This window comes from Thermodiscus maritimus (genome assembly GCF_055382595.1).
This window is the reverse complement of the sequence record NZ_AP042434.1, coordinates 711,779-735,347: the sequence shown is the minus strand read 5'-3', so window position 1 is coordinate 735,347 and position 23,569 is coordinate 711,779. Positions and strand designations below refer to the sequence as shown.

The following is a 23,569-nucleotide window of genomic DNA, read 5'->3' as shown; positions in this document are numbered from 1 at the left end:
GACTGGATGGATAAGTGTAGAGGCTTATGGGAGGTGTATGAAGGCGCCTTTCAAGTAGTCTAGGTACTCCTCGCCGCGGAAAACGTGGTCGGGTGAAGCCCCGCGGAGGCTCCCCAGAATCCTATAGGGTCCCCTCCACGATAGGGATTCCGATATCACTTTTAGGAAGAGGTCTCGGGTCAGGAAGTAGCTACAGCTGCTTAGATATAGGATAGCGTTGTCTCCAGCCTTCTCCGAGGCCCACCTGTATGCTTGGGTGTAGGCTTTAACTCCCCTCCTAACGCTCTCCGGATCTCCCCTCTGGATGAAGGCTGGTGGATCCACGGAGACTAGTGTGAAGTAGTTGGAGGGGACCCCTTCTGCCTGCCATATGCTCGTATTGATAATTCTATAGTTTTCTATATTGTTGAGCTTGAGGTTCTCCCTGAGGAGTTCGACGGCGTCCCAATCCTCCTCTATGAATACCACCTCGCGGGCCCCATTGTAGGCAGCGTGTATCCCGAAGCCTCCAGTGTAGGAGAAGACGTCCAGCACCCTGTCTCCATTAGCTGCGTACCTCGAGAATTCGAGCCTATTCATCCTCTGGTCTAGGTAGAAGCCCGTCTTCTGGCCCCTAACCACGTCTACTATGAACCTCACCCCCCACTCGTCAACGATTGTCCTCCTCTTCCTACCAAGCAACCACCTAGCACGGGGCTCTAGGCCGATATCCCTCCTACTCCTCTGCGTGCTCTTCTCGTAAACCGTGTCAACGCCTGTTAGATCATGGAGGATCCCGGCTATCCCTTCTAGGAGAGCGTCGAAGCTGTAGCTACTGGACTGGACAACAGCTATCTCACCGCCGAAAACATCTACAATTAGCCCCGACAGCATATCTCCATCGCTGTTTGCCAGCCTATAACTCCCCGTTTCTACTAGGCCGGCCCTCTTCCTAGAGAGAAATGCCTTCTCAAGCCTATCCCTCACAGCCTCGACAGGGTCCCTCCACTCGCAGGAGCCCACCCCTAATACTCGCACAGCCACAGGCCCCTCTGGCTCCCAGAGACCGCATGCGACAGGGTCCCCGCGGGGTGAGACTAGCTCGACAAGCGCTGCGGCTGGGAGGTTGTAGGGTGGCTTGACCCACTTCCTATAAACAATACCTGAGCCTCGGCTAGCCTTTTCCAGGCCCTTCCCATCTACCTTTACCTGCACCGGCCTCATACTTACCAGCCCTCTTCAAGTGATAGGCTACTACAGCAGTCACCACGGGCAGGTCGCAGTAGTTGTCCAGGTCGATAACCCCCTTCTCCAGGGCTGTTTTGAAATCAATGACCTTGCCTTCGAGGCTCTTGTTCCCCCTATAGAGCCATACGATGAGGATTGCGAGGAGTATGGTTGAGGTGATTCCCAGTACTTCTAGTTCGAGGGGGCCTATCAAGGAGAACGATACTGACATTGCTAAGGCTATAGCGCCAACTATTACTGTAAGTTTAATCCTGGCGGCAAGCCATCCTTCAACGTCCTCAAGTAGTTCAATGGCTTCCTCCTTATCGCATGGGAGCCTCTCCGTTATCATGATATACCACCTAGCTCGTCCTTCACGATGACCCCCCTGGCTATGACGGTGAGGGTCTTGTCATGCCCCCACTCGTAGCCTATCCACTTGTAGCTTGGATGCTCCCACACTACTATATCCGCGCATGCCCCCTCTGCGATCCGGCCGTGGCAGTCGTCTAGCCTAAGGCTCCATGACGCGTTAACTGTAGCGGCTGCTAGTGCTTCGAGTGGGGCTAGTCCTAGGAGGTAGGTTGAGATGTCCATTGTTGATTGGAGTATGGGGTTCATGCTGTTTGGATTATAGTCTGTGGAGACTGCTATTATGGCTCCTTTCTCCCTCAGCTCTCTAACGGGCGGCTTCTTCTCGGAGAATACTGAGAGCATGCTTGTTGGGAGCAGGTTTGCCACCGTTCTCTTCTCGACCATGGGCGGTATGTTTCCTGGTGGGAGGTGCTCTAGGTGGTCCAGGCTGTCGATGTCAAGGTCCCTTACTAGATCGCTGCACCCTATATAGGCTAGCTCCTCTGCGTGGAGCCTCGCCCTCAACCCCGCCCTTATTCCCGCTTCAATAATCCTCCTAGTCTCCTCAGGGGTGAAGGCTCCCTTATCACAGAAGACATCTATGTATCTAGGCTTTACGCTAGCCTTGAGGGAGCGGGGTATGATTTCTTTAATGAATAATTCGATGTAATCGCCTCGCCTCTCCATGTATTCTTCTGGGATCACGTGGGCGAGTAGGGTCGGAATTATCCTGGGAAGCCCGGGAGAGTCTAGCCCCCTTAGGGCTTCCAGCATCTTAACCTCATACTCGGGTAGTAGCCCGTATCCAGTCTTCACCTCTACAACTGTAGTGCCGTGCCGGGCCATGAGGAGCAGCCTTTCTAGTGCGAGCCTCCTCAGCTCCTCCACGCTAGCGCTCCTCGTCGCCTTCACAGTCCTGTAGATGCCCCCGCCCCTCGCTAGGATCTCCTGGTAGCTGTAGCCTTGGAGCTTCAGCTCGAATTCATCCTCCCTCGACCCGGCGAATAGTAGGTGGGTGTGGCTATCGACGAGGCCGGGAGTGACGAGGCGGCCGCCGGCGTTGATCCTCTCCTTAGCCTCGTATTTTGAGAGGATCTCAGTACTCGATCCTACCTCTATTATCCTCTCCCCCCTGACAGCGATTCCCGCATTCTCCATTATACCCGCGGCTCCAGGATCCTTTAGGAGCCTCGCGGGTACGGGTCCCTCGCGGAAGGTTACTAGCTGGCCAATATTGTAGATGACTAGGTCTGCTCTAGGCATTTCTACCGCACGCCTCCCTGAGCAGGTGTAGGGTTCTCGCGGCGAAGAGGCCCGCGAGCGAGACTGTGGCTCCACCCCTATCTAGCAGGGGTACGACCTCTACAATATCTAAACCTTTAGGGCAGAGGGCCGGTATCGCTTCTTCGAGGATCATCATTGTATGGTTGGGGTGGAGGCCCAAGGGTAGGGGCGCGTTCACGCCTGGAGCGTAAGCCTGATCCAAGTGATCCATGTCTATACTGACGTAGTAGGCGTCTGCTTCATCCTCAATATACTCTATTGCTTCATATATGCTTCCAGGGTCCCTAAGCACATCGACAGCTGGGAGAACGTGGAAGCCCGCCTCCTCTGCCCTCTCGGCAAGGTATGGTGGGTTCGAGTATTCTCCTACACCTATTATACTGGCAATCATCTTCTCCCCGTACATCTTATAGAGGTTGTAGAGCCACAATCCACTCGTATATCCTTCTACAACACTCCTCATATCATAATGTGCGTCAAGGAGGAGGAGTCCCACCCTATCGTACTTCTCGAGGAGCGGCTTGAGAGTCCATTCTGTTATACTATGGTCTCCGCCGAGCACGATCACATGCCTGTAGGATTCATAAGCTTCTCTCAACGCCTCAACAACTCTCACTCCTGTAAGGCTCCAGTCTCCCGGTGCCACTCTTACATCTCCAATATCCCTTGGCTTACAGTCGAGGCTTCCAAGTATTGGCGAGTACGTCTTCATAGAGTATAGCGCTCTTCTTATCTTGGAGGGAGAGAAGCGTGCGCCCGGCCTCCCAGTTATCCCCCAGTCCCATGGGACTCCTAGCAGTGCAATGTTATCGCAATCTGGCAGGTCGCCTATACGCGTGTTTAGAGGGTCCCTCATGAGTGGTGTTCCTGGAGGCTCCACTAGATCATCTATTCGCGCCAAATCAAATCAGCCCGCATAGGATCGTTTATCATTGTGGAGTCTTATTGTTCTACTCTCGCCATAGTATCCCTGTGATAGTGCCCCTCAACTAGTAGTATATGCCCTTCCACCTTACTCTATTATTATACACTAATCGTTCATAATATTGGATTGAGGGATCCTGTTATGGGTCTTGAAGGTATTCCTGGATGGGTTAGAGAGAAGTATTCTGGCAGGCCGATCATGAGGTTGATAGAGGAGGGCTACTATAAGCCTTGGGAGAGGCTCCGTGTAAGCCATATCACAGGCTGGGATCTCCACGTTAAGAGCGGCTCCTGGCAGCTTGAGGGACCCCTTAGGATGCTCTTCCACGTCCTCGATCCTGAGGTTGCGAAGGACCCTGAGCATCTCATAGTTTATGGCGGTACCGGGAGGGCTGCTAGGAGCTGGGAGGCTTTCGAGGCTATAGTTGATACCCTCATGGAGATGGATGAGGACCAGACCCTCGTGGTGCAGTCTGGAAAGCCTGTGGCTGTTTTCCGCACTCATAAAATGGCTCCCAGGGTTGTGATAAGCAATGCTATGCTAGTACCCAAGTGGGCTGACTGGGAGATCTTCCGTGAGCTCGAGAAGAAAGGGCTGACAATGTACGGCCAGATGACAGCCGGCTGCTGGGCTTATATCGGCACCCAGGGGATCCTCCAGGGAACATATGAGACCCTGGCCTTCGCTGCAGAGAAGCACTTCCCAGACGGGACCCTCGAGGGGAAGCTAGTGTTAACAGCAGGCCTCGGGGAGATGGGCGGGGCCCAGCCCTTAGCGGTCACCATGAACGGTGGTGTAGCGATAGTTGTTGAGGTTGATAAGAGGATGATCGAGAGGAGGATAAAACACGGCTACCTCGATACTTGGACTGACAGCCTCGACAAAGCCCTCGACATGGCTATGAAGGCCGTGGAGAAGAGGGAGCCGTTGAGCATAGGGTTGCTAGGCAATGCTGCCGAGATATACCCCGAGATACTGAGGGAGGGGATCGTCCCCCACGTGGTAACGGATCAGACGCCAGCACACGACCCCCTCAGCTATGTTCCCGCCGGGTTGAGCGTGGAGGAGGCTGAGAGGCTCCGCGAGGAGGATCCGGAGAAGTATAAGGAGCTCGCCCTAGAGAGCATGAAAGAGCATGTCCGCGCTATGGTGGAGTTTAAGAGGCGGGGCAGCGTCGTCTTCGAGTACGGGAACAATATTAGGAAGATGGCTTATGAGGCCGGGTATAAGGATGCATTCGAATTCCCCGGATTCGTCCACGCCTACATCAGGCCTATGTTTGAGGAGGGTAGGGGGCCCTTCAGGTACACGAGCCTCACCGGCAACCCCAAGGATATTGAGAGGCTCGACGATGAGCTTATAGCGGTGTTCAAGGATAACAAGAGGCTGGTCCGCTGGGTGGAGAAGGCTAGGAAGCACGTTAAGTTCCAGGGCCTCCCAGCCAGGGTTGTATGGCTAGGTTACGGTGAGAGGGCGAGATTCGGCAAGCTCATGAATGAGCTCGTACGCCTCGGCGAGATTGGGCCTATGTGGATAGGGAGGGATCACCTGGATAGCGGTAGTGTCGCGAGCCCCTACAGGGAGACTGAGGGTATGAAGGATGGTAGCGACGCGATTGGTGACTGGCCAGTCCTAAATGCCCTCCTAAACGCTGCTGCAGGAGCGACATGGGTGTGCTTCCACCACGGAGGAGGGGTTGGGATAGGCTACTCGATCCATGCCGGTATAGGTCTAGTACTAGACGGGACCAGGGAGAGCGAGCTGAGGGCTGAGAGGGTCCTAACAACCGATCCCGGATTGGGCGTGGTGAGGCACGCCGACGCCGGCTACGAGAGAGCTAGACAGGTGGCGTGTGAGAAGAATATTTGGATGCCCATGCTAAACTGTTAGCACCGGGTATATGTAGGTGTTTATATTATTCTCCACACATATATATTTTCTCTGGTGGATGAGATTGGCGGTGTACAAGCTCGAACTCACAGTAGAGTCTGCGAAATCTTGTAGAGAAAAACCGATCGCACTACTCTCAGTTATACTGTTGAAGGCCGCGCCAGGAGATATCGTTGAGCTGGAGGGAGAGGACCTCTACTACCCTTACAGGCATGTAAAGGAAGCCCTCCAGATCTCTGGAATGGAGATCCTAGAAGAGGACTACGACGGGTTCACGTACCGGATAAAAGCAGTGAAGAAAGGTGACATATAGTTGACTATAGACTGCGAGAGTGTGAGGAGGGATTTCCCCGAACTATCAAGAGGCAGGATAATCTATCTAGACAATGCCGCTTCAACCCTCAAGCCCAGGCAAGTCATAGATGAGATGAAGATGTTCATGGAAGAGCTGTACGCTAATGTTCATAGGGGAGTATACCCGCTGTCAGCCGAAGCGACTAGAATATACGAAGAGGCGCACTCGACAGTTGCAGACCTCATATGCGCCAGGCCGGAGGAGATCGTCTTCACCCCCCAGGGAACAACTAACGCGCTCCACCTGGCAGCCCTGCTCATCTACAATAACCGCCTTATAGGAGAGGGAGACGAGATAATCGTGCCCGGGGATGCCCATAACTCCAATCTACTCCCATGGGTTCAGATTGCAAAGTGGAGCAGGGCTAGTGTGAGGATACTGCCTGTAGGAGAGGACGGGACTCCAGAATGGCACAGGTTGGGGGAACTAATAAGTAAAAAGACGAGGATCGTAGCAGTTACCCACGTATCAAACGTTACGGGCTACGAGAGCCCGGTAAACGAGATCTCTAAGATAGCACGTGAAGTAGGCGCGCTCGTAGTAGTGGATGCAGCGCAGAGCGTGCCACACCAGCCAATATGCATCAATAGACTTGACGTCGACTTCCTAGCTTTCTCAGGTCATAAGATGCTCGGCCCAACAGGGATAGGTGTGCTATGGATCCGTAGGGATCTAGCTGTGAACCTGGAACCTCCCCTGGCCGGTGGAGGAACGGTCCGGGACGTAAATTACGACCACAAGGATAAGCTTGTGAGGGTGGAGTGGGATGAGCCTCCGTGGAGGTTTGAGGCGGGAACTCCTCCTATAGTTGAGGCTGTGGGCCTTGCAGCGGCCGCTAGATACCTTATGGAGAAGGGATTAGACAATATAGCGGCCCACGAGTCCAGCCTTACAAGGCAGCTTTTGGATGGTCTATCTAGCCTTGAAGGAATCAGGGTGATAGGCCCAAGGGATCCAGGTATGAGGAGGGGGATAGTGTCCTTCGTAGTTAAGGGAATGAACCCCGATCTCACAGCTTTAAGGCTTGGTCAGGAAGGGATCGCTGTGAGGAGTGGGACACACTGCGCCAACCTCCTACACCACATGTTAGGCGTAGACGAGGGCAGCGTGCGGGCCAGCTTCTACCTATATAATTGCCCATGGGAAATAGAATCCCTACTATCAAAGCTCTCCCAGATGCTAAATGAGAGATAACAGTATATACTCTCTAAACCCTAATAATAGACTGCTGGAGCAGGCCCGGGCGAGGGACCCCGATGTCGCGGGGATCAGTGAGCTCGGGAGGCTCCACCCCTAGGCCCTCATTACACCTTCCCACAGGAGAGGCGTGGTCTAACGATTGGAGGCTGGTTAAAGAGTTTAATTACTAAGAAGGCCACTGTAAATATACATATACATCCAAGATATATACAGGTTATACGTCAATATAGTTGTTGGGTGATGTAAATGGTACCTATAAAATTGCCGAGAAAAACCCTTCCACTGCTAGCACGTGATATAATGTCAGCACCGCCTCTGACGGTAACCGAGAAGACTCCTCTACGAGAGGCAGCGAAGATAATGTGCGAAAACAGGGTTGGAAGCGTTCTCGTAGTGGGAAGCAACGGGGAGCTTAGAGGAATTCTCACAGAACGAGACGTTACATGCGCCACTGCAAAGGAGACCAACGAGACCCCTATATGCGATATGCCTGTATGGGAGTTCATGACCCCCGATCCCGTCTACGTGAATCCCGAGACCCCGATTACTGAGGTAATGGAAAAGTTCAGGGAATTGGGTGTCCGCCACATACCAGTAGTAGATAAGAATAAGAAACCAGTAGGAGTCATATCCATGAGAGATATTCTCGCGGTCATCGAGCTACTGTTCAGAGTATTCCGTTAGACTATAACTCTAGATTCCACATTGTTTTTTATATATGATTACGTGCAGTTATATTCGAAGCACTAACTCTTGTATTAAAGACTCCGTTACTACTAAGATTCTGTGGGTGAAAAGTGGAGCGGTGGAGAGCATGAGCACTATAACCGGAACAATAACCATGCGCGCCGTGAATTGTAGAGAGAGGTTTCAACGCGCGGATCTCAACGATAGATGGATCCCTCGCCTTAAGTCGAAGATAGCAGATGTTGTAGCCGAGTGTATTGTAGAATTACTGGGTGAAGAAAACGTGGATGAGATCTATTATGTGGATTTAGCGGGCGGAGAAGTTGTACATTCCTTTGAAGGAAGAGATGTAGATCTCATTGTTAAGATTAGTAGGAATCTAGCAGGGTTAGAGAATGATATAAAACAGGCTCTAGAGAAAAGCCTCAACCCGATACTTAAGGATGTACTAGCATGGTATGTTTCCCTGAGCGGAAAGGAGGATCTACTCGAGGTTCACCTGGTTACAGATTATAGCCTCGGTTATGGTGTTCTTGTGAGGAGCAAGTTCTCTCCAGCTATAAAGATATGGCCGAAGAGAAGGGATGAAAGACTATTCTTCGATCTCCTGTAGTCTTGGCCTCTCCCATACTCGTATTAGCCTTGAATACCCGGAGAATATCATGTTCCAATAAGGTACGTCATCCTTCGACCTCACAATATGCACCTCTATAACGTTTGGAATGCCCAGTTTCTCAACGGGGTCGAATCCAAGAGTTTCACTTATTGCTAGTCTTGAGGCTTCATCCAACGTGGATTCAATGAGCCTCTCAGCCTCTCCATCGAGTTCGCTGCATCCTGGAGCATACAGTATTATATCCAGGTCTTTCCCTCCATGACCCTGAATGTAACTATGCTCTGCACCCGTTAGGTCTGCAAGGAATACAGTTTCTATGCAGTCCAAACCGCATTCCCTTAACACTTTTAGGATGCATTGGACTGCTGGATCAGCTATGCGCCTCTTAATGTATTGCCATGAATGACTCGCGTAGCCTTGCTCTTCAATATCCTTTAGGAGTCTCCTCAGGAGGGCTGGGTTCTCAGATAAATGCCTCAGTTCTTCCCTCGCCCTGTTTACCATACAGTATCCTATCCGATTGAAGCATTCGCCCGGCAGTTTCTACACCATGTTATTGTTATGCATATATTACATAATTCGTTGTTATTAAGGGTTTGTTACAGGGCTCTAGGGCTGTTTATACTGCATTGTTGTTAAACATAATGTTGTTCTAGCTAGCTCCTTCATGGATGCCAGTAGCGCTGCCGCTACACCCGATAGCCTTGATTTGTAAGTAGATATCTTCTTCAACCTTTCATCTATGTCGGAAAGCATTTCTAGAAGCCTCTTTCCACTTGTATTCGCAGCGGCAGAGGCTACCAGGACTAGCGCCTCGGATACCTCGTGTGCGACCTCTTCCCTTTCCTTGGCCTCGGAGTGGTAGAGTTCATCTACGAATAGCTTTAGACTTGACAGGAGGGAATACATTATGCCTACCGTCATTGGGTTGATGTTCTCGCCGCTGCATGTCAGCACCTTGTTCCTAAATACACTTCTAGCTAGGATGTCTATTATCATCCTTGCCTTCTCGTACTCTTTTTCAACCTCCTCTTTTGATACAGTATTCTTCGCTACTCCTTCTATCGAGTTCGCTATTATGTTAGCCACAAGCTTTAGGAACTTCCTGTTACCATCGTTGGCGGATAGCAACTGTGCCTCTATAACATTCATTACCTGAACCGCTTCTAGCACGAAGTCGCTCTTCTTCAACTCCTCGAGGATCTCTTCTGCGTTGACCCCGTTTGACCGCGGGAGTTCGATTAGGATCCTATCATACCCTGATATGAATGCGCACCTAGCGAGTTCTCTAGGATTTAACTCTTTCACATAGTTAGCGAGCTTTATGTTAACCGAGCCGATGTTCCTTACTAGTTCTGAGTTAGACGGGAGTATCCGAAGATGGTTTCCCTCATCTACAACAACTACTTCGTCTCCAATTCCAAGTCCTACTTTTTTAGCCCATGTCTTGGGCAGCGTTACTATAAGGCTTGAACCTCCTAGGCGCTGTACTCTTCTCTTTGTAACTCCTAAACTCAATGCATACCCCCGCTTACAATATAGGTAGGTTACAGGAATATAAGCTTTAACGCTGTTAAAGATACAGCGTTAAAGAAAACGACTAGCCAGCCGCATGCAACTCCTCCACGTCAACGTTGCCTACGAAAGGCCTGCTAACATCTTTAATACTAATAATTCCAACTAGTTTTCCATTCTCATCTACAACGGGGAGATGCCTGAAACCAAAGTGAAGCATTATCTCGAGCGCCCTTCGAGCAGGCTCCGACTCCTTTATGGTTATAGGGTCCCTCGTCATCACGTCTCCTAATCTCACTTTTTTCGGATCGAGGTCAGAGGCACATACTCTCCTGAGTAAGTCTCGCTCAGTAAATATGCCTATAGGCTTGAATTCCTCGTCTACAATAATTACACTCCCTATGTTCTCTTCAGCCATCTTCTTGACTGCCTCGTATACAGTGTTATCCTCCTTCATTACCACTGGAGACTTTGTTATTAATGACACTACAGGTAGGTCTTCAGCGTGTGACATTAGATATCACCGGTTAGAATTGGTGGCATCCGGAATAATAAAATAGTTGGTATATGGTTTAAATAACTATTTATACCTGTTCTTAATACATAATTTCCTCAGCCACTTGCTCATTTTTGAACAATCGAATTCCTTCGTCTCATCGCCATCGTGGATTTCTACTACGATCGTCTTAAACTTATCTACATCCTCTGCTGTGAGGAATGGTCTCGAAGTATTCTTAGCCGTATCCGTGGATAGGCATATTTCATTCTCTGGGTCATCAGGGTCTAGGACTGTAGTGGGCATCCAGTGTTTCTCTTTTAGCTTCCTACCGCTCGTGTAAACGTTTAAAACACCACCTACCAGTGCGAGTGGGGCCCCTGCATCAATCGACCTAGCTGTGAGGATTTTATCCACATAACAATGCTTCATTGTAACGAGGACACCGTCGCTCTCCGGCGGAGGTAGGAACCTGCTTTTGTATGGCATCATATGGCCTATCACGAGGTTTACTTTGCTAAATGAGAAAGCTTCAAAGATCATCGGCGAAAACAAGTCCTCATCTATAAAAACTCCGATTCTAGCTACAATATCCCCATTAATATCTATTATATTGAATATACCTGGCTCTTTTCCCCGTGTAAAGCCTAGATCTTCCTCAACCGGAGAAAGCGTGATCTTCCTATACTTCTCCAGTGATCCATCTGGTCTAATCAAAACCGTTGTTACGTAGCTCCTGGGCCCTGCCACCTCGTATACAGGCCCATAGAGAATGTTTACACCATAGTCATCTGCAAGCTTCAGAAGCATTCTCACAGGATTATTCTGGCTCATTGTCTTCGGGTTGAGAGTTGTGGCCCTAAACTTCACCTTCGCCTTCGCTCTCTCCGGGTTAGTTACGTAGGATGGAATGTTTCCTGTCACAGGGTAGGCGTGTGAGACGACTAAGTGTACTTTGAAACCTTTAGATTGAGACTGTTCTAAATGGTCTGAGATGAGGGAGACCAGCCTGTGAACGTTAGCATTATAGCTTGGCCCGCTTCTCGACGCCTTAACTGTTCCATGCAGAACAGATACGTGGAACTCCTTATCCATCACTCTGCCGCCTCCCCGCTGCCACCCGCCTCCATGTACTTAGAGACACACTCGGCCAACCCGTTTGACTCCCCTTTGCTCGCTTTAACTATCGGTTGAGCTATCCCCTCTAACTCACTGTATACCTCCCTCATTATATTCATTCTCTCGGCCTCTCCTCTCTCTATTGCCTCCATCTTTTCCTGAAGGATCCTGGTTCTCTCCTCGGATACAAGTGACGGTATCCTCTCCAAGTACTTGTATTCTATAATCTCCTCTAGCCCACGTGGATCGAGGGCTATTTCCCTTGTAAGGTACTCGTATACTGCCTTTCCTCTATAGGTTGGTATAATCCTGTCCTCGGGCCCCCTACTGATGTATTTCCTCTTATAGAGCGTCTCAACTATCTTAGCGTATGTGCTTGGCCTCCCAATACCCCTCTCCTTCATTAGTCTTATCACGTTGCCCTCAGTGTAGAGGGGGACCTTGCTCCTCTTCCTCACGAGTTCCAATGCTACCTCCATTTCACCCTCTGGCAGGGGTTGCTGTTCTCTAATGTAGGGCCATACTAGGGTGAACCCCTTCGTCTCTGGCTTATCATCCTCTCCAACCTTTATGATCCTGTCTACAGTTAGTGCTACAACAGAGGGCCCTATCTCTACACTATATGTTGCTCTAACTACAACTGCCTCCTTCATCTGGCTCGCCATGAACCTTCTGAAGATCAGGTCGTAGAGCCTGTAATGGGCTGGAGTCAGGTTGCCTGGGATCTGGATTACTCCCTCTTCTATAAGTCTTCTGAGGTTCTCTGCGTCAATAGGCCTAGTGGGCCTTATAGCCTCGTGGGCTCCTCCCTCTCCCCACTTCCTGGGCTTGAAGAGTTCTCCAGCCAAGTCGCCATATGTTTCCTGTAGCCATTCCTTGGCTACCTGGATGCCTCTATCGCTTACCCTTGTCGAGTCGGTTCTGTGGTATGTTATGAGTCCCATCTCGAAGAGGTTCTGAGCGAGCCTCATGGTCTCGGGGGCTCCCATTCCAAGGTAGCGGTTGGCGTCCATGATCATTGTGTCTGTGGTATATGGTGGCGGTGGTGCTATTACATCTTGCTTCACGTCGATAGTGCTTATCTTGACTACCACCTCGACCGTCTTTGTTTTCTTGAAATACTGCTTAAGCTCCTGGAGATTACCCGTTACATCTAGATCTGTAAAGTAGAGTCGCTGCCCGTCTACAATGAGCCTATACTCGTTAACCTTCTCCTTAGCCTCTTCCGCTCTTTCTATAATCCATCCAAGGACCGGCGTCTGAACCCTGCCAGCGCTCAGGTTGTAGTAGTACTTGTATCTCTTACACCTCGCTATCTCCCATGACTGGAAGTTCCCGATCTTGTTCGTCTTCCTCGAGAGAGACTCTAGCTCTAGTAGGCTTGGACAGTATACTCGTAGCCAGAAGTGGCACCAGAGTAGGGGGGAGAGGGTGAAACCTATCCACCTATCCTCTATCCTCCTAACTATCTGAGCGTCTACGAGGCGCTGGTCGAAGTCCCTGAGGCTCCTAAGGGCTTCCAGTATAGCCTTTCTAGTGACCTCGTGGAACTCGATCCTCCTTATACCTCTAGAGTACGGTCGCAGCAGGAGGGCTACGTCCCAGCCGATCTTCTCTCCCTCGGTGTCTGGGTCGGTTCCTACTAGGACAAGGTCTGATTCCCAAGCCAGCCTCTTAATGTCCTCTATGATTATCCTCGAATCCCTTATGTTCCTGCTCCCGCACCTTGGACATGTATTTGATTCTTTTGTGAACTGGTATCCACAGTCTAGACACCTCTTAATACTAGTGTAGATGGGGTGGAAGTCCCGGGTTCCCCTGTCGAGCACGTAGACACCGAAGAGCCACTCGCCCGCTTCCACTCCAGGTGGGAGATCGTTATCCAACTCTTCCGTCGCCAAATCGTATACATGGCCTCCGCTCGCTACGATTGAGAGGATTAGATCTCCGGTTGCAACCTCGTAGGCTCTTAGTCCACCTGGTAGGAGGCGTATGCTTGGTTGCCCGAAGAAGCCTGCTATTGTCCTAGCCTTATTGGGGGATTCTACTACGAGAAGGGCTGTCTTGACCAGGTCTCCTAGCTTCTCTTCTCCCTTGATGAGTCTCTTGACTCTGAGCCTCTCCTCCTCGATCTCCGAGATCACTTTTTCCAGGTCTAGCTCGTCGAAGCTCTTCCATTGAGCATCGGCCATCCAGCTGGTTCTTCTTATGAGTCCACGCAGGACCCTGTGGTCGTCCACTACCACTATGCTGAGGCCGAGAGTTATCCCTCCAGCGTAGAGCCTGCTGGTCCTCCCGCTTGCCTGCAGGTATGTGGCTGCGTCCGCGACCAGTATGTATCTCTCGCCATCCTCTCTCACTATAGCGATATCCTCTCTCTTCTCTAGGTGCTCCCACACCTCCTCATCGGATAAGGCGTTGAGGAGGAAATTGTAAGCCTCATAGATGGCCCAGGTGGCCTTGCTAGCCTTTGGATCTCCTTGGAGTATGCGTTCAGCGATCATCTGGAGGGCTGCGGGGCTTAGACTCCTAGTTATCCTCCTAACAATGGCTAGGTGCCTCCTAGCCTCCTCTGCTACATCCTTTAATGGTAGATCCGCGAGGAGTCCTAGGAGTCGTAGCACGCTGGAGGGAGAGGGGTATCCTACGCTTGCAGAGAACTTGTGCCTCGGCACCCCCGCGAATATTGCATACTTCACTCTCTCCGGGAGGTCTAGTCCCCTCACTAGTACGCCGTAGTAGTTTGCTACCCCCACGAGAACCTCTATCTCGCCCTTTGCGAACTCGTCTAGAAGAGCTAGATTCTTCTTTGAGTGGAAGGCCTCAGCCTTCACTCCTGCATTCCTAAGCATCTCTGCGAGCTTCTCCGCCCCCTCTATCCCGTGGTCTATGGGGACGTATACTAGGGTCCCGTCCCTAAAGTAGTTCTTCACGAGGGCAACTACATCCTCGTAGATTCCTTTCTCCGGATCCTTATAGGTGTCGATAACTCTTCGGAGGCCGATATCGCTTCTCCCTCCCGCCTCGAAACCTAGGAGAACCCTGAACAACTTTACCCTCGATCCTCTGGGTCTCCCTGTGGCGCTGCTGACTATGAGTGTAGACGCCTTCTTCTTAGACCTTTCAAGTATCCTTTCCAGCTTCTCAGCCTCTTCCTCGAGCTTGCGAAGCTCTCTCCTCAGCTCTTCCAGCTTCTGCGAGGAGCTCGGGGTTGGGGATAATTGGAGCCTCTGGATACTAGCCCTGAGGAATGCTATCCTTCTCTTGATCCTTAAGAGTTCCAGGCCTCTCTCTATATCCTTGTCGCTGAATCCTACTATGTGGAGTACGGCGTCAACGCTGCGGGCGCTCCTAAGGACAGCGTCGACATCGTCTATAAAGACAAGCTTGAACCCTATCTTGGAGAGTGCCTCGTCGTGTTTCCTCGCGAAGCTCGCGGTTGTTATCAATACGTCGAATTCTCCATTATTGAAGGCTTCAAGCGCCTCTTCCCTCTGCTTCTTTTTCAGCTTGCTGTGGATTGCCACTATTCTAGCCTTACATGATGCTTTCTTCGCGTACTCCTGTATTCTTCTATACGCCATTTCAACAAGCGTTGTAGTGGGGAAAACTAGGTAGCTCTTTCTTTTATGCCGGCATGCATGGTAGAGGCTCGCTACAAGTCCAAAAGTAGTCTTCCCCACGCCGGTGGGGGCTATGATGGAGAAGCTATCCCCTCTAACAATTCTCCTAGCCCATGTCCTCTGGGCCCCCCACGCGTCTGCTTCCTACTACTTGATTGAAGAAATCGATAAGTTCTCTTGCCTCCCGTTCAAGTTCGACCAGTTTCCTGAAATTCTCACTAATAGTCTCTTCCCTTTCTAGAACCCTGCCAATCGAAATTAAGTCCCCAAGGTCCGATGCATCCTTCTCGGGCAGGCAACGAGGGCACGGTAGGCCATGCTCTAGCCTCTTCTCTGTATTTGGACCACCGCAGTTAGGGCAAGAGTATCTGTAAGAGCCTCTACCGATTTTTAGATGGTGACTCAATGATCTACACCGTGCCCATCACACGCTTGCACCTAAATGATTACAGGTATACTGATATTATAATATAATTATCTGAATATGCATAAAAATATTTAATCTATTTTGTTCGACTAGAGACGTATATTACTCGGGCATTCAATTATATACTCTCGTCGATAGACTATTAGAGTGGTGAGTAGCATGAGTATAAGCAACATAAAAGTCAAAGTAAAAAGAATGGCGAGGGCAAAGCGCATCAGCTTCAAAGTAACTAGAAAGGATGAAGAGGACTATGACTGGTTCGTCACCAGCCTAATAGGGCTAGGAGCCTAGCTGGCCGGAGAAAAACACTGCTAGAGAATTATAATTACTCGCCAGTATCTGTATAAATATATTATCGTTTTAACTGCAGCTGTTATGGAAATCCTATATATTCTTGCATTAACCCCTACATATCCAAACCTTTAATATCTAACTATCAATTCAATTACCATGAGACCAAAGAGGTGTGAGAGGATATGCCCTTCAAGGTAAAGATAGAGCCAAGGGACACGTGCATCAGCGACATGGTATGCGTCTCAATATGCGGAGAAATATTCGAGATGAGCGACGAGGACGGAAAGAGCCAGATAAAGGCCGAGTTCAGGACCGACGCTAACAACGTCGCCGAGGGAGTAGTCCCCGACGACTTGAAGGACTGTGCCCAGGAGGCAGCTGACAGCTGTCCAGTCAACATCATCCACGTTGAGCCCGCCTAACCCAATTAATAATTTTTAATTCAAATTTATCTTTATTTAATCCTTTCTTTCAACTGCATTCGGGTCTTAGAGTATAATAGCGTTATCCAAAACTATAACGGTGGTATCATCTAGGAGAACAGGCAAGGAACGGTGAGTTTAGGGATGGAACTCGCATCATGGAGGCTACTGGCCAGGACGATGAAGAACGCTGACGTAGTACTAGAAGTGGTCGACATACGAGATCCTATCCACACCCGCAGCAGGCGAGTGGAGAAGATGGCTGAAGCCATGGATAAAGACCTCATTATAATCCTTAACAAGTCAGACCTTGTCCCTAGGAGCGTCGCTGAAAAGTGGGCCCGCATAATAGAGGGGCAGGGATACGATGTCCTCTACATCTCTGCGAGGAACAGGCTAGGTACAAGGATCCTGAGAGGCTATATCAAGCATGTCGCTCGAATAAAGCCCTTCAGCGTGGTTGTCGTAGGGTATCCCAAGACCGGTAAATCGAGCATAATAAACGCCCTGAGAGGTAGAAAGGGTGCTTCGACCAGCCCCATACCGGGGAGCCCAGGGTATACTAAGGGGATACAGCTATTGAAGATCGAGCCCGGCTTCTACATGATTGATACGCCGGGAGTCATTCCCGTGGAGGGGGGATGGCCGGAGGCAATTATAAGGGGTAGAAGCCCAGAGGAGCTAGTAGACCCCGTCCCCCAGCCCTAGCATTACTAGAGAGGGCTCTAAGATATAATCCTAGGGCTGTAGAGAGGGCTTACGGTATAACGGAGAGGGACCCTATGAAGATCCTAGAGAAGCTGGCGGCCAAGAGAGGCTGGTTCTATAAGCTGTCCGGAGAACCGCTCATAGAGGAGGCGGCTAGAACTGTTATAAGAGATTATCATAAGGCGAAGCTTCTCTTCTACGTACCGCCCGAGGAATACCTTGGAGCCGGAAGAGCGGGCTCTCAGTGACGAGCTAGATCCTCTCGAGTATTCGTTCTCACCCACCTATCCAGGCTGAAATTACGGTTATAGTATTATTTAATTGAGCCGGTGTGGAGCCCGGATACCTGGGGGTCATCCCAGAACGCCGCTGACAACGGCGCTGTCAAACCCCCAGGCGATACCCGTTATATCCCACGCTTGTGTGGGGTTATTAATGTAGACTTCACCTGGGGACTAGCAGACTTTACTCCCGGGCTCCACAGGCTCGGGAACGGTCAGGAATACGGGTTTAGACTCTCCACTGCATGGTGCTGCCAGTATCATCCCCTGGCTCTCCAAGCCCATCATCTTCTTAGGCTCAAGGTTTGCTACGACGACCACGTACTTCCCTATGAAGTCCTCGGGTTTATACCATTTCGCCAGCCCTGCGAGTATCTGCCTTTTCTCGCCTCCCAGGTCTACGATAAGCTTTATCAGCTTACGAGACTTGGGAACCTTCTCAGCACTCACTACCTTGCCGACGCGAAGGTCTATCTTAGCGAAATCCTCGTACTTTATGCTCCCTTCCATTGATCATCCCTATCCTTCTCTATCGGTGACAGTTACTTTTAAACGATTCACAACCGATCCCTAGAGTTAATTAATATTTAAACATATCATATTAAATCTAGTATATGTTGTGATATAAAACATCTCTCAATGACACATTTCTTATAGGTTATCGTAAATGAACGAGTACACGTCCAAGGCTAGTAAAGGCTACCTAGATACGGGTACACGTTTCCCTCGTAGAATGATCTGGGCTATGGGGCTCATCAAGGCCGCCGCAGCAAAGGCCAACTACGAGCTGGGAGTGCTGGAAAAGGACAAGTTCGAAGCTATCTACCAGACGGCATTAGAGCTGGCTAGAGGCGACTATGATGACGAGATTACCGTTGACGTTTTTCAGACAGGGAGCGGGACAGGGCTGAACTTAAATGTAAACGAAGTTATTGCCAAGCACGCATCTACAAAGCTGAATAGACCAATACATCCCCTCGACGACGTTAATAAAAGCCAGAGCAGCAACGATGTGGTCCCTACTGCTCTACGGATCATGACCTATAAGGAGACGGAGGAGCTGTTGGAGTCACTGAAGAAGCTAGCCAGCACCATAGGCTTGAAAGCGGGTGAATACGGGGATTATGTTAAGCCTGGTAGGACCCATCTCCGCGACGCCTTACCGGTTACCTTTGGAATGGAGCTGGAAGCGTATTCATTCATTTTCAGAGCACATGCTGAGGCACTAAAGTATGCTATGAGCATTTTAAGAAAGATACCGCTTGGAGGGACAGCTGTTGGCACTGGAGCCAATTCTCCTAGAGGTTATAAGGAGAGGGTTGTGGAATACTTGTCTAGCCTTACAGGTATACAGTTGGAGCCCATGGAGAATCCGTCTGCTAAAATGAAGAGTATATTCGACATCATTATACTTGCAGGGTCCCTCAAAGCGGTAGCACTGGATCTATATAGGTTAAGCCAGGACCTCCGCCTTCTCTACAGCGGCCCATTCACCGGCATCGCGGAGATCGATATCGAAACAGAGGCTCCCGGCAGCAGCATCATGCCGGGAAAGAAGAACCCGGTCACCCTAGAATCCATAATGCAAGCCGTCTCAGAGGTGTATGGTTTTGAGTCATCAATAGGCTTCTCCGCTACGCTAGGAGAGCTAGAGCTGTTCATGGGGTTCCCCGTCGTCGCGTACAATATTCATAAGATGATCGCACTCCTCAAGGAGTCTGTGGAGAAGATGACTACAGTAGTCCTACCCAGCATCAAGCCCGATAAGGAGAGGATGATGGAGCTGGCCAAAAGGAGTGCAGCCCTACTAACGGTTCTATCCCCTATACTCGGCTATGACAAGGTTGCTAGGATCGTTGAGAGGATTCAGTCGGGCGCTAGCCTAGAGGAGGCTTTGGAGGCGGAAGGGGTATCGAGAGAGCTGGCTGGTATGATTGATCCTAGGAGGATGCTAGGGGCCTACGAGGGGAAAATAAAATAAACTATAAAAACCAAAGAATGGGTTTATACTACTTTCTTACCCTTATAATGTATGATTTGAATATCTCCTTGAAGGTCTCTGAATCGACCACTGGCTTCCCGCCAACGCTTATCTCCTGCTTCGCAGGCGGCTTTTCCTTGTAGGTTGGTATGTAGTTCTGTATCCTGTCGAGTATCGTGTCCTTTGTCTTATCCTCGTAGAAGACGCCTACCGGTACCCTATCGCCCCATTCCCATGCCTTCTCTATAGCTTTGGCGATCTTCATGGGCCTCTCGCTCGGGTTTCTTACTACAGGGTCCCAGCCCGGCTCGTCTTCTAGCTTGTAGACTCTCTTCCGGTACCACTGCGTTGTGTAGATGTTGTTGTATGTTACGCAGGGCTGGAGAATGTCTACTACCGCTGCCCCCTTATGGTTGATAGCCCTCTTTATTATGCTGGTCAAGTGCTCTATGTCCATTGCGAAGGCTCTCGCTACGAACGTGTAGCCGCTTGTAATGGCTAGGGCTATCGGGTTAACGGGGTCTTGGAGGTTGGGTTTGGGTAGGGATTTCGTCTGCACGCCCGCTGGAAGTGTTGGACTAGCCTGGCCCTTGGTGAGACCGTAGACTTGGTTGTCGTGTATCAGCACAGTTATGTCGAGGTTCCTCCTACCTAGTGCTACGAAGTGGCCTGCCCCTATACCGAGCAGGTCTCCGTCGCCGCCATCTACTATCACTGTTAGGTCTGGGTTGCTCATCTTGATGCCTGTCGCGAAGGGTATTGCCCTACCATGCAGCGTGTGGACGCCGTAAGCGTAGATGAAGTGTGGTGTTTTACCGCTACATCCGATACCCGAGACTATCACGGTCCTCCACGGTGGTATCTCTAGCTCCTTCAGCGCCCTCTGTACTCCCGTTAGTATACCAAAGTCCCCGCATCCGGGGCACCAGTCTACCCAGACATCCGTCTTGTAATCCATTCTAAGCCCCATAGGTTAACACCTCCCTATCTGATCCCTCTAGGATCTTCAGGACTGCCCGAGAGAGCTCTCCGACATAGATGGGTCTCCCGGTCCACTTGAGTATATGCTTCTTGAAAACAAAGCCTGTATTCATAGTTGTCACCTTTGCAGCCATGCTCTCATAGTTTGCTTCTACAGCGATCACCCTATCCTGCGGGTACCTTCCGAGTACCTCTGCTACAAGCCTCTTGGGGAAGGGCTCGAACACCTTAAGGTGGAGGTACGCCCCCATATAGCCCTCCTCAGCAAGGAGTTCTAACGCTTCTAGCGCAGCCCCCTTAGTGGAGCCCCAGCCCACAAGGAGGAAGTCCTTCCCGTTACCATAGACTATAGCGCGCTCCTCTTCTGGTATCTCCAGGTCAGCTATCTCCAGCTTCTTCATTCTCAGCTCGTGCATCTTAAGCCTGTTCTCCGGGTCCTCGCTTATGTGGCCATCCTCGTCGTGCTCGTCCCCAGTGTACCAGGTAACCATTCCCTCCATGCCTACTATGGGTCTTGGAGTTATTGGGGACCCGTTCTTTTTGAAGTGCTTGTATCCCTCAACGGGCTTATCAAGAATCAGCCCCCGGTCAATGACAATCCTCTCGAATTGTGGTGGTGGTAGAGTTACGGTTGCGTTGGCCATGAACTTGTCAAGCAGGTGGATAACTGGAGTCTGGTATCTCTCAGCCCAGTTAAGCGCCTTTATCGCATCTAAGAATGCCTCCTCGTGATCCCCGCTCGCTATAATTATTCTCGGGAATTCCCCGTGGCTTGAGAATAGGGCTGAGAAGAGATCCTGCTGGCCACCTCTGGTCGGGAGCCCAGTGCTGGGGCCTCCACGCTGATAATACGTTATAACTACTGGCACCTCGTTTATCCCTGCCCATCCAAGTGCTTCAACCATCAGGTCGAAGCCTGGACCGCTAGTTGCCGTAGCGGCTCTTGCTCCTGTAAGGGCTGCTCCTATAGCTGATGTTATCGCTGCTATCTCATCCTCTGTCTGGAAAACTATGACTCCGCCTAGATCCTCCTTAAACCTTGCAAGGTTCTCGTGTGCTTCAATCATGAAGCTTTCATCCGCCGCCGGAGTTATGGGGTAGTATGACTGGAAGCGGAGTCCACCAACGATCTTAGCCATTCCAACAGCATCGTTTCCTGTCACCACAAAGTACTCGTCGGGAGGATTCTTGGGTTCTTCCAGCTGGTACCTGCCTCTCAGGTGGCTTGTCTCCTCGTAAACCTTCTCCGCCAGCTTCATGTTTTCCTCGATTATCTTTTCCCTCCCCTGGAACCTCCTCTCGAAGCCTGCACGGAGGGCCTCCAGCGTTAACCCTGTTATGTTAGCGATTGTTGCTATCGTGATCGTGTTCATATACCTCTTTGCCTGGAATCGTGGTATACCGGTTTCCTTGGAGAACTCGTCTAGTATCCTCTTATAGTTTAATGGTAGTGGTGTAGCCATCAGCTTATCCTTGGCGTACTTCACTGCGTCTTTTACTGTTGGGTCCCTTCCCTCGAAGAGCTTCCTGAGCCTCTCTTTCAGCTCCTTCTCCATGCTTGGAATGGAGCGGAGGGATACGTTCTCTTGTCCAACATCGTATATTATGGTAGTACCATCCCCAGCCTCGGTGAAGTGGGTTAGTATTGTCTCAGCGTCTATCCCCGCGATTATATGGGGGTTTTCTATGGGGGCGTAGGGCTGCTTGTAGGCGTTGACCCTCACGTTTATGTAGCTGTGCCTTCCCTTGATATTGGAGAAGTACTCCCTGCTTGAATACACCCTGTATCCTATCATGGCGTATGCTGATGCCAGTACTTGCGAGGCTGTCTCTAGACCCGTGCCCTGAGGGCCTCCTAGAAGAAATCTCGCCTCGACTCTTTTATCAGCCAATTTCAACTCCTCTATCCCTCAATATCACGTCCAGGATAAATATATTTAACACAGTTAAAGAACACATAGCAACATATATAATATGCGTCCAGTCATCGTTTTAGGAGCCCCCACCTAGCGCGTTGGCCCTCTCAACGACCTCGTCGTAATCTGGTTCAACGGCTGGGTCATCGCTAACCCACTTCCACCTCACTATCCCATCGGGCGTTATTATGAATACAGCCCTCTTCGCTAGCCTCTTGAAGCCCGCAAGCTCCTCGAGGACTACACCATAGGCATCTATAACCTCCCTGTTATAGTCGCTGAGAAGGTCGAAGGGCAACCTATTGGCTAGTTTAAACTCCTTGAGGCACCAAGGATTATCAACGCTGATACCGACGACTCTAGCATTTGCCTTTCCTAGCTTAGACATTCTATCCCTGAAGTTGCACAGCTCCCTAGTACATACAGGGCTGAAGGCTGCTGGGAAGAAGACGAGTACAACCGGCTTCCCCTCGGAGAGTAGCTGGTCGAGCGAGATCTTCTCCATATCTTGGTTCGGTAGAGTGAAGTTAGGGGCTTTATCTCCAACTTCAACCATATTCATTGCACCAACCTTGTAGTAACTTGTAAGAATGTATGAGTGTACGTATATATTACAAATCCTGCGGGCCATGATATATAATTCAGCCGATTAATTAATATAGAAATAGAATACATATTACTCTATATAAACCCAGCAATAATCACAGGCAATCCTCGGTTGAAAGCAATGACCAATACAAGCGATAAGACGCTAGACAAAGAGGTGCTTGAGCTCGCCCGCCAGAAGCTTATACTAGAACTACTGAAAGAAGAAACGAAAAAGAAATGCTGCACTATCAGTCCCAAGCAGGAGCTCTTCGAAGTCAACAGCATCGATGAATTCAAGAAGGCAATCTCAGGGTGTAAACTTTCACTGGCATTCTTCTATACTCCAACGTGCCCCTATTGTAAGATGATGCAGCCACTTGTAGAGGAGGCAGCAAGACTACTTGGAGACAGAATGATGATCTTCAAAGTCAATGCAGCACGTCTATATCAGATTGCAGGGGCCTACTACATTATGGGGACCCCCACTATAATAGCGTTCAGGAGGGGAAGAGAAGTAGACAGGCTTGTAGGACTCGTCCCCGTCGAGGTCTTCGAGGAATTCCTTACTAGGCTCTTGGAGAGCGAGGGATGCCCTATACCCGGATACGAGGAAGACGACTAAAGGAGCTGTTCAAGCCGCTTATATAACGCCCTACTAGTATCGTCCTCGTATACTGTTTCTAAACACCTCAAGGACCAGA

Annotated in this window: 24 protein-coding genes and 1 pseudogene; 11 read left to right on the top strand and 14 right to left on the bottom strand. The window is 50.2% G+C overall.

Features of this window, described 5'->3' with window-relative positions; all coding sequences use genetic code 11:
• Nucleotides 1-24 precede the first annotated feature (24 nt).
• Genes ACZ47H_RS03995 through ACZ47H_RS03980 form a run of 4 tightly spaced genes read right to left on the bottom strand, consistent with a single transcriptional unit; the run spans nucleotide 25 to nucleotide 3,745 of the window.
• The gene (locus ACZ47H_RS03995) at nucleotides 25-1,203 is read right to left on the bottom strand and encodes a class I SAM-dependent rRNA methyltransferase (RefSeq protein WP_464933902.1); all 1,179 of its coding nucleotides are present in this window, start codon (nucleotides 1,201-1,203) and stop codon (nucleotides 25-27) included.
• Nucleotides 1,154-1,558, bottom strand: a complete 405-nt coding sequence (locus tag ACZ47H_RS03990; protein WP_464933901.1) for a hypothetical protein — start codon at nucleotides 1,556-1,558, stop codon at nucleotides 1,154-1,156. The genes ACZ47H_RS03995 and ACZ47H_RS03990 overlap by 50 nt, the downstream gene beginning before the upstream one ends.
• The gene (gene hutI / locus ACZ47H_RS03985; protein WP_464933900.1) at nucleotides 1,555-2,823 is read right to left on the bottom strand and encodes an imidazolonepropionase; all 1,269 of its coding nucleotides are present in this window, start codon (nucleotides 2,821-2,823) and stop codon (nucleotides 1,555-1,557) included. The genes ACZ47H_RS03990 and hutI overlap by 4 nt, the downstream gene beginning before the upstream one ends.
• Nucleotides 2,816-3,745 carry an arginase family protein gene (locus ACZ47H_RS03980; RefSeq protein WP_464933899.1) on the bottom strand — a complete coding sequence of 310 codons (930 nt, stop codon included), beginning with the start codon at nucleotides 3,743-3,745 and terminating at the stop codon, nucleotides 2,816-2,818. The genes hutI and ACZ47H_RS03980 overlap by 8 nt, the downstream gene beginning before the upstream one ends.
• A gap of 165 nt (nucleotides 3,746-3,910) precedes the next feature.
• On the opposite strand from ACZ47H_RS03980, the gene hutU reads away from it, so the two are divergent.
• From hutU to ACZ47H_RS03955, 5 genes are all read left to right on the top strand, one after another.
• Nucleotides 3,911-5,659: a urocanate hydratase gene (gene hutU / locus ACZ47H_RS03975; protein ID WP_464933898.1), complete on the top strand. Its 1,749-nt coding sequence runs from the start codon at nucleotides 3,911-3,913 to the stop codon at nucleotides 5,657-5,659.
• 64 nt (nucleotides 5,660-5,723) lie between these two features.
• Nucleotides 5,724-5,972, top strand: coding sequence for a hypothetical protein (locus ACZ47H_RS03970; protein WP_464933897.1), 249 nt, complete (start codon nucleotides 5,724-5,726; stop codon nucleotides 5,970-5,972).
• Entirely contained in the window at nucleotides 5,973-7,208 is a 1,236-nt protein-coding gene (locus tag ACZ47H_RS03965; RefSeq protein ID WP_464933896.1) for an aminotransferase class V-fold PLP-dependent enzyme, read from the top strand. It abuts the gene before it with no gap.
• Nucleotides 7,209-7,460: 252 nt separating this feature from the next.
• The gene (locus tag ACZ47H_RS03960) at nucleotides 7,461-7,898 is read left to right on the top strand and encodes a CBS domain-containing protein (protein ID WP_464933895.1); all 438 of its coding nucleotides are present in this window, start codon (nucleotides 7,461-7,463) and stop codon (nucleotides 7,896-7,898) included.
• 121 nt (nucleotides 7,899-8,019) lie between these two features.
• Nucleotides 8,020-8,514 (top strand): hypothetical protein, encoded by a 495-nt coding sequence (locus tag ACZ47H_RS03955; protein WP_464933894.1) that lies wholly within the window; start codon nucleotides 8,020-8,022, stop codon nucleotides 8,512-8,514.
• On the opposite strand, the gene ACZ47H_RS03950 is transcribed toward ACZ47H_RS03955, so the two are convergent.
• From ACZ47H_RS03950 to ACZ47H_RS03925, 6 genes and pseudogenes are all read right to left on the bottom strand, one after another.
• A complete protein-coding gene (locus ACZ47H_RS03950; protein ID WP_464933893.1) occupies nucleotides 8,494-9,021 on the bottom strand; it encodes a hypothetical protein in 528 nt (175 codons plus the stop codon). The two genes, ACZ47H_RS03955 and ACZ47H_RS03950, sit on opposite strands and share 21 nt — an antisense overlap.
• Before the next feature lie 105 nt (nucleotides 9,022-9,126).
• A complete protein-coding gene (locus ACZ47H_RS03945; protein WP_464933892.1) occupies nucleotides 9,127-10,035 on the bottom strand; it encodes an AbrB/MazE/SpoVT family DNA-binding domain-containing protein in 909 nt (302 codons plus the stop codon).
• Between the two features lie 82 nt (nucleotides 10,036-10,117).
• Nucleotides 10,118-10,546 (bottom strand): CBS domain-containing protein, encoded by a 429-nt coding sequence (locus ACZ47H_RS03940; protein ID WP_464933891.1) that lies wholly within the window; start codon nucleotides 10,544-10,546, stop codon nucleotides 10,118-10,120.
• A gap of 66 nt (nucleotides 10,547-10,612) precedes the next feature.
• Nucleotides 10,613-11,626 (bottom strand): hypothetical protein, encoded by a 1,014-nt coding sequence (locus ACZ47H_RS03935; RefSeq protein WP_464933890.1) that lies wholly within the window; start codon nucleotides 11,624-11,626, stop codon nucleotides 10,613-10,615.
• Nucleotides 11,623-15,381 (bottom strand): annotated as a pseudogene (gene rgy / locus ACZ47H_RS03930) (reverse gyrase); the annotation flags it as partial. The pseudogene rgy and the gene ACZ47H_RS03935, both read right to left, overlap by 4 nt.
• A complete protein-coding gene (locus ACZ47H_RS03925; protein WP_464933889.1) occupies nucleotides 15,377-15,676 on the bottom strand; it encodes a hypothetical protein in 300 nt (99 codons plus the stop codon). The gene ACZ47H_RS03925 and the pseudogene rgy, both read right to left, overlap by 5 nt.
• Nucleotides 15,677-15,856: 180 nt before the next feature.
• Between ACZ47H_RS03925 and ACZ47H_RS03920 the strand changes: the two genes are divergently transcribed.
• The 4 genes from ACZ47H_RS03920 to ACZ47H_RS03905 all read left to right on the top strand — a co-directional run bounded on the left by ACZ47H_RS03920 (nucleotide 15,857) and on the right by ACZ47H_RS03905 (nucleotide 17,369).
• On the top strand, nucleotides 15,857-15,988 hold the full coding sequence (locus ACZ47H_RS03920; RefSeq protein WP_464933888.1) for a hypothetical protein: 132 nt from the start codon (nucleotides 15,857-15,859) through the stop codon (nucleotides 15,986-15,988).
• Nucleotides 15,989-16,173: 185 nt separating this feature from the next.
• On the top strand, nucleotides 16,174-16,413 hold the full coding sequence (locus tag ACZ47H_RS03915; RefSeq protein ID WP_464933887.1) for a ferredoxin: 240 nt from the start codon (nucleotides 16,174-16,176) through the stop codon (nucleotides 16,411-16,413).
• Nucleotides 16,414-16,557: 144 nt separating this feature from the next.
• Nucleotides 16,558-17,121, top strand: coding sequence for a GTPase (locus ACZ47H_RS03910; protein WP_464933886.1), 564 nt, complete (start codon nucleotides 16,558-16,560; stop codon nucleotides 17,119-17,121).
• A gap of 74 nt (nucleotides 17,122-17,195) precedes the next feature.
• Nucleotides 17,196-17,369 (top strand): hypothetical protein, encoded by a 174-nt coding sequence (locus ACZ47H_RS03905; protein WP_464933885.1) that lies wholly within the window; start codon nucleotides 17,196-17,198, stop codon nucleotides 17,367-17,369.
• A gap of 207 nt (nucleotides 17,370-17,576) precedes the next feature.
• Here the strand turns inward: ACZ47H_RS03905 and metG are convergent, their stop codons facing one another.
• Nucleotides 17,577-17,912 (bottom strand): methionine--tRNA ligase subunit beta, encoded by a 336-nt coding sequence (gene metG, locus ACZ47H_RS03900; protein WP_464933884.1) that lies wholly within the window; start codon nucleotides 17,910-17,912, stop codon nucleotides 17,577-17,579.
• A 157-nt stretch (nucleotides 17,913-18,069) separates the two neighbouring features.
• Between metG and ACZ47H_RS03895 the strand changes: the two genes are divergently transcribed.
• Nucleotides 18,070-19,383, top strand: coding sequence for a lyase family protein (locus ACZ47H_RS03895; protein ID WP_464933883.1), 1,314 nt, complete (start codon nucleotides 18,070-18,072; stop codon nucleotides 19,381-19,383).
• Nucleotides 19,384-19,411: 28 nt separating this feature from the next.
• Here ACZ47H_RS03895 and ACZ47H_RS03890 read toward each other — a convergent pair whose 3' ends face one another.
• The 3 genes from ACZ47H_RS03890 to ACZ47H_RS03880 form a co-directional block, all read right to left on the bottom strand.
• Nucleotides 19,412-20,341 (bottom strand): 2-oxoacid:ferredoxin oxidoreductase subunit beta, encoded by a 930-nt coding sequence (locus tag ACZ47H_RS03890; protein ID WP_464933882.1) that lies wholly within the window; start codon nucleotides 20,339-20,341, stop codon nucleotides 19,412-19,414.
• Between the two features lies 1 nt (nucleotide 20,342).
• The gene (locus ACZ47H_RS03885) at nucleotides 20,343-22,256 is read right to left on the bottom strand and encodes a 2-oxoacid:ferredoxin oxidoreductase subunit alpha (protein ID WP_464933881.1); all 1,914 of its coding nucleotides are present in this window, start codon (nucleotides 22,254-22,256) and stop codon (nucleotides 20,343-20,345) included.
• Nucleotides 22,257-22,356: 100 nt separating this feature from the next.
• Nucleotides 22,357-22,836, bottom strand: coding sequence for a peroxiredoxin (locus ACZ47H_RS03880; RefSeq protein WP_464933880.1), 480 nt, complete (start codon nucleotides 22,834-22,836; stop codon nucleotides 22,357-22,359).
• Between the two features lie 171 nt (nucleotides 22,837-23,007).
• On the opposite strand from ACZ47H_RS03880, the gene ACZ47H_RS03875 reads away from it, so the two are divergent.
• A complete protein-coding gene (locus tag ACZ47H_RS03875) occupies nucleotides 23,008-23,490 on the top strand; it encodes a thioredoxin family protein (RefSeq protein ID WP_464933879.1) in 483 nt (160 codons plus the stop codon).
• Nucleotides 23,491-23,569 lie beyond the last annotated feature (79 nt).

Excerpts from the sequence above, each read along its gene's own strand:
- ACZ47H_RS03995 (WP_464933902.1), bottom strand. The coding sequence starts at position 1,203 with ATGAGGCCGGTGCAGGTAAAGGTAGATGGGAAGGGCCTGGAAAAGGCT.
- ACZ47H_RS03990 (WP_464933901.1), bottom strand. The coding sequence starts at position 1,558 with ATGATAACGGAGAGGCTCCCATGCGATAAGGAGGAAGCCATTGAACTA.
- hutI (WP_464933900.1), bottom strand. The coding sequence starts at position 2,823 with ATGCCTAGAGCAGACCTAGTCATCTACAATATTGGCCAGCTAGTAACC.
- hutU (WP_464933898.1), top strand. The coding sequence starts at position 3,911 with ATGGGTCTTGAAGGTATTCCTGGATGGGTTAGAGAGAAGTATTCTGGC.
- ACZ47H_RS03960 (WP_464933895.1), top strand. The coding sequence starts at position 7,461 with ATGGTACCTATAAAATTGCCGAGAAAAACCCTTCCACTGCTAGCACGT.
- ACZ47H_RS03950 (WP_464933893.1), bottom strand. The coding sequence starts at position 9,021 with ATGGTAAACAGGGCGAGGGAAGAACTGAGGCATTTATCTGAGAACCCA.
- ACZ47H_RS03940 (WP_464933891.1), bottom strand. The coding sequence starts at position 10,546 with ATGTCACACGCTGAAGACCTACCTGTAGTGTCATTAATAACAAAGTCT.
- ACZ47H_RS03920 (WP_464933888.1), top strand. The coding sequence starts at position 15,857 with ATGAGTATAAGCAACATAAAAGTCAAAGTAAAAAGAATGGCGAGGGCA.
- ACZ47H_RS03915 (WP_464933887.1), top strand. The coding sequence starts at position 16,174 with ATGCCCTTCAAGGTAAAGATAGAGCCAAGGGACACGTGCATCAGCGAC.
- ACZ47H_RS03910 (WP_464933886.1), top strand. The coding sequence starts at position 16,558 with ATGGAACTCGCATCATGGAGGCTACTGGCCAGGACGATGAAGAACGCT.
- ACZ47H_RS03905 (WP_464933885.1), top strand. The coding sequence starts at position 17,196 with ATGAAGATCCTAGAGAAGCTGGCGGCCAAGAGAGGCTGGTTCTATAAG.
- metG (WP_464933884.1), bottom strand. The coding sequence starts at position 17,912 with ATGGAAGGGAGCATAAAGTACGAGGATTTCGCTAAGATAGACCTTCGC.
- ACZ47H_RS03895 (WP_464933883.1), top strand. The coding sequence starts at position 18,070 with ATGAACGAGTACACGTCCAAGGCTAGTAAAGGCTACCTAGATACGGGT.
- ACZ47H_RS03890 (WP_464933882.1), bottom strand. The coding sequence starts at position 20,341 with ATGGATTACAAGACGGATGTCTGGGTAGACTGGTGCCCCGGATGCGGG.
- ACZ47H_RS03880 (WP_464933880.1), bottom strand. The coding sequence starts at position 22,836 with ATGGTTGAAGTTGGAGATAAAGCCCCTAACTTCACTCTACCGAACCAA.
- ACZ47H_RS03875 (WP_464933879.1), top strand. The coding sequence starts at position 23,008 with ATGACCAATACAAGCGATAAGACGCTAGACAAAGAGGTGCTTGAGCTC.